Raw genomic sequence first — 3,491 nt, forward strand, 5'->3', positions numbered from 1 at the left:
ACAGCAAGAACAGCAAGCCATGCACGACGACGCAGACAATCCCGAACACTTTCACCCGGGCCCCGATGCCATCGTGGAGGACATCGAAGGGGTCGAGATGTTCTCGCTCACCAGCGTGGGCATCGACATCGGCTCCTCCACGTCGCACCTGGTCTTCTCCCATCTGACCCTCAGGCGGGAGGGGGCCGGGCTCTCGGCCCGGTTCAGGGTCACCGACCGGGAGGTGCTGTACCGTTCGCCGATCATGCTGACGCCGTACAGCTCCGGCACGCTCATCGACACGGCCAAGGTGGAGGACTTCATCCACGAGTCCTACCGGGTGGCCGGCTACACCCATGACGACATCGACACCGGAGCCGTGGTGATCACCGGGGAGGCCCTCAACAAGGAGAACTCCCGCCCGATCCTCGAGTACTTCGCCAAGGATTCCGGCAAGTTCATCTGCGCCTCGGCGGGACCCAACCACGAGGCGCTGCTTGCGGCCTACGGCTGTGGCGCGGTGGACCTGTCGAAATCGGCCGACGCCACGGTGCTCAACATCGACATGGGCGGCGGCACCACCAAGCTGTCCGTCATCCGGGACGGAACGGTGACGCAGACCGCGGCCATCAGCGTGGGCGCCCGTCTCATCGCCTTTGACGAAAACGACGTGGTGACGCGCGTCGAGCTCCCGGCCAAGTTCATCACCAGGGAGCTGGGCACGCCGGTGGAGGTAGGTCAGGTCATTACCGACGACGTCAAGAGGGCGTTTGCCGCCTACATGGGGACCTATCTCTTCAACGTCATACAGGCCAAGCCGCTGTCCGATCTGGAGTCCCACCTGCTGGTCACCGATCAGCTACCGGCCTACGAGGGCCTGAACAGCATCGACCACATCGTATTCTCCGGCGGGGTCTCGGAACACATCTACGACCACGAGACGCCGTCCTTCGGCGACGTCGGCCCCTACCTGGGCAAGGAGATCCGGGAGCGGATCGACGAGCTCAACCGGGCGGATCTGGTCAAGGAACCCGTCGAAGGGATCCGCGCCACCGTCATCGGCGCCGGTGAGTACACGATCCAGGCCAGCGGCAACACCAGCTACATTTCCAGCGAGTCGCCGCTTCCGGTCTACGGCCTGCAGGTGGTCAAGGCGCTCATCGACGAAGATTGCGACATCCCGGGCACCATCCGCACGGCGCTGGCCAAGTTCGACCTGGAGAAGTTCAAGTCCGGTCTGGCCCTGGCCCTGGGGCTGGAGGGCGTGCCCCACTACAAGTACATCCGGCGGTTGGCCGAAGGCATCGCCGCGGTGGTCAACGACGCGGACCCGTCGGAGGACGGCGATCCCAACGTCTTTCTCATCCTGGACATGGACGTGGCCAAGTCCCTGGGGGGCATCCTCAAGGAAGAGCTGAAGATCGCGCACGAAATCATCGCGGTGGACGGCATCGACGTCGGCGACCTGGACTTCATCGACGTCGGCAACGCCATGGGCGTCACCGAGGTTATCCCGGTCACCATCCGCTCGTTCATGTTCCCGGAGAGCCGGCTGGTCTAGCGGGCTGCTTGCTTGAAATGCGGCCGGGGCAGCGTGGGCCGCGTCCCTGAAATCTGGAGACGGTGCTGCCGGGTCCGTATTGACGTGCGTCGCGCGGACCGGGGTCGTTGATCGGAGGTACGTCCGCCCGCCGTCAACAGATTTCCGGGACGCGGCCCACGCTGCCCCGGCCGGGCCGGCGGCGTTCGTACGTTACCGGCGAGCGGTCGTCGGCGCAGCGGAATCCTTTCACTTCGTTGAGCCAGTGGGGGCGGTACTGGTGGGTGCAGTCGCACTCGCTCATGGGCCCGCACAGGGCCTTGAAGGAATCCCCCTCCGTTCCCACTTCGGTGGAGGTCCATTCCCAGACGTCGCCGTGCTTGTTCAGGTTGCCGCCGTTGCAGGCGGCCAGCCATTCGGCGACGGTGGGCAGCCGCTTTCCTCCCGCCCATTGGCAATAGGCCACCGCGTCGTGCCACGTCACCAGCACCACGGGATCGGACGCCGACCCTTCAGGGTGCGTGCCTTCCGTCCAATGCTCCGGCGCGGAGCGGCCGGTGGCGTGGATGAACCGGCGGTAGTCATGGTTGGTCACCTCGGCCGGGTCGAGGACGTCGGGCAGGGCTGGATGTGCGCCCATCAGGGCGAATAACGGCAGTACGAGGCTTAGCCGGAGAACTCGCGCGGCGGTGAACGTGCGAAGTCGGGAGTGCATGACTGACCCTCCTGTCCTCGGGTCTCGGCTCACAGAACGGCGGCACCGGACTGGTACACATAGACCCGAGCGTGTGTTATGGAAGACGGAACATTCTCGGGCTTATCGCACTTCAATTTCAACAACCCTCCAGAGGTGAGCAATGGCGGAAACACACAGCGTGGGGGTTCCCACACCCCGCATCGACGGTGAATTCAAGGTGAGCGGCAAGGCCAAGTACGCGGTGGACGTGACGTTCCCGGACATGCTCTGGGGCAAGATCCTGCGCAGCCCCATCTCCTACGGCCGCATCAAGAGCATCGACACCAGCAAGGCCATGCAGGTGCCCGGCGTGGTCGGCATCCTCACCGGCGAGGACGTTTCCGGACTGCTCATCGGCCGGCGCGTGGTGGACATGCCCATCGTGGCGGACGGCATCGTGCGCTTCATCGGCGAGAAAGTGGCGGCGGTGTCCGCCGAGACCGAGGACGCGGCCGAGGAAGCCGCCGCGCTCATCGAGGTGGAGTACGAGGAAATGGACCCCGTGCTCGATCCCGTGGAGGCCATGGAATCCTCGGCGACGCTGCTGCACCCCGAGGTCCACACCTACAAGGGGCTGCCGCAGAAGCTCGACGGCCCCAGCAACCGGGTGATCTACGTGAGCTGGGAAAAGGGCGACATCGACAAGGGGTTCGCGGAGGCGGACGTCATCGTCGAGAACACGTTCACGACGCCCAAGGTCCACCAGGCCTACATCGAGCCGCATTCCTGCGTGGCCAAGACCGACCCGGAGACGGGCGCGGCCGAGATCTGGGCGTGCAGCAAGGTACCCTACGGCATCCGCGGCCAGGTAGCCGCCGCGGTGCAGGTGGACCCCGAGTCCATCGTCGTGCATCCGTGCTACATCGGCGGCGACTTCGGCGGCAAGGGCGACTTCATGGACATCGCCCTGTGCTACTCGCTGTCGAAGAAGAGCGGCGGCCGGCCGGTGAAGATCGTCATGGACTACGACGAGGAGTTCATCGCCGGCAACCCGCGCCACGCCTCCATCATCAAGGTCAAGACCGGCGCCAAGAAGGACGGCACCATCACCGCCCACCACATGGACTTCATTTTCGATACCGGCGCCTACTGCGCGTTCAAGCCCAACGGCATCCTCGGCGGACCGCAAAAGTCCCCCGGCCCGTACAACATGCCCAACACCTTCGTGGAAGAGCACATGGTGTACACCAACCAGGTGCCGTGCGGGCACATGCGCTCGCCGGGCGACCCGCAGGG

At 65.1% G+C, this 3,491-nt stretch carries 3 protein-coding genes; 2 read left to right on the forward strand and 1 reads right to left on the reverse strand.

Annotated elements, in window-relative coordinates:
- Nucleotides 1–1,540 (forward strand): ethanolamine ammonia-lyase reactivating factor EutA (locus OXF11_08790; protein MCY4487195.1); only part of this gene is annotated, 1,540 nt, incomplete at its 5' end.
- A gap of 133 nt (nucleotides 1,541–1,673) precedes the next feature.
- Here the strand turns inward: OXF11_08790 and OXF11_08795 are convergent.
- A complete protein-coding gene (locus OXF11_08795; GenBank protein ID MCY4487196.1) occupies nucleotides 1,674–2,234 on the reverse strand; it encodes an SUMF1/EgtB/PvdO family nonheme iron enzyme in 561 nt (186 codons plus the stop codon).
- A 142-nt stretch (nucleotides 2,235–2,376) separates the two neighbouring features.
- Here OXF11_08795 and OXF11_08800 point away from each other — a divergent pair.
- The coding region (locus OXF11_08800) for a molybdopterin-dependent oxidoreductase (GenBank protein MCY4487197.1) at nucleotides 2,377–3,491 on the forward strand (1,115 nt) is incomplete at its 3' end.

The organism is Deltaproteobacteria bacterium (assembly GCA_026712905.1).
Lineage (GTDB): Bacteria > Desulfobacterota > Binatia > UBA9968 > JAJDTQ01 > JAJDTQ01.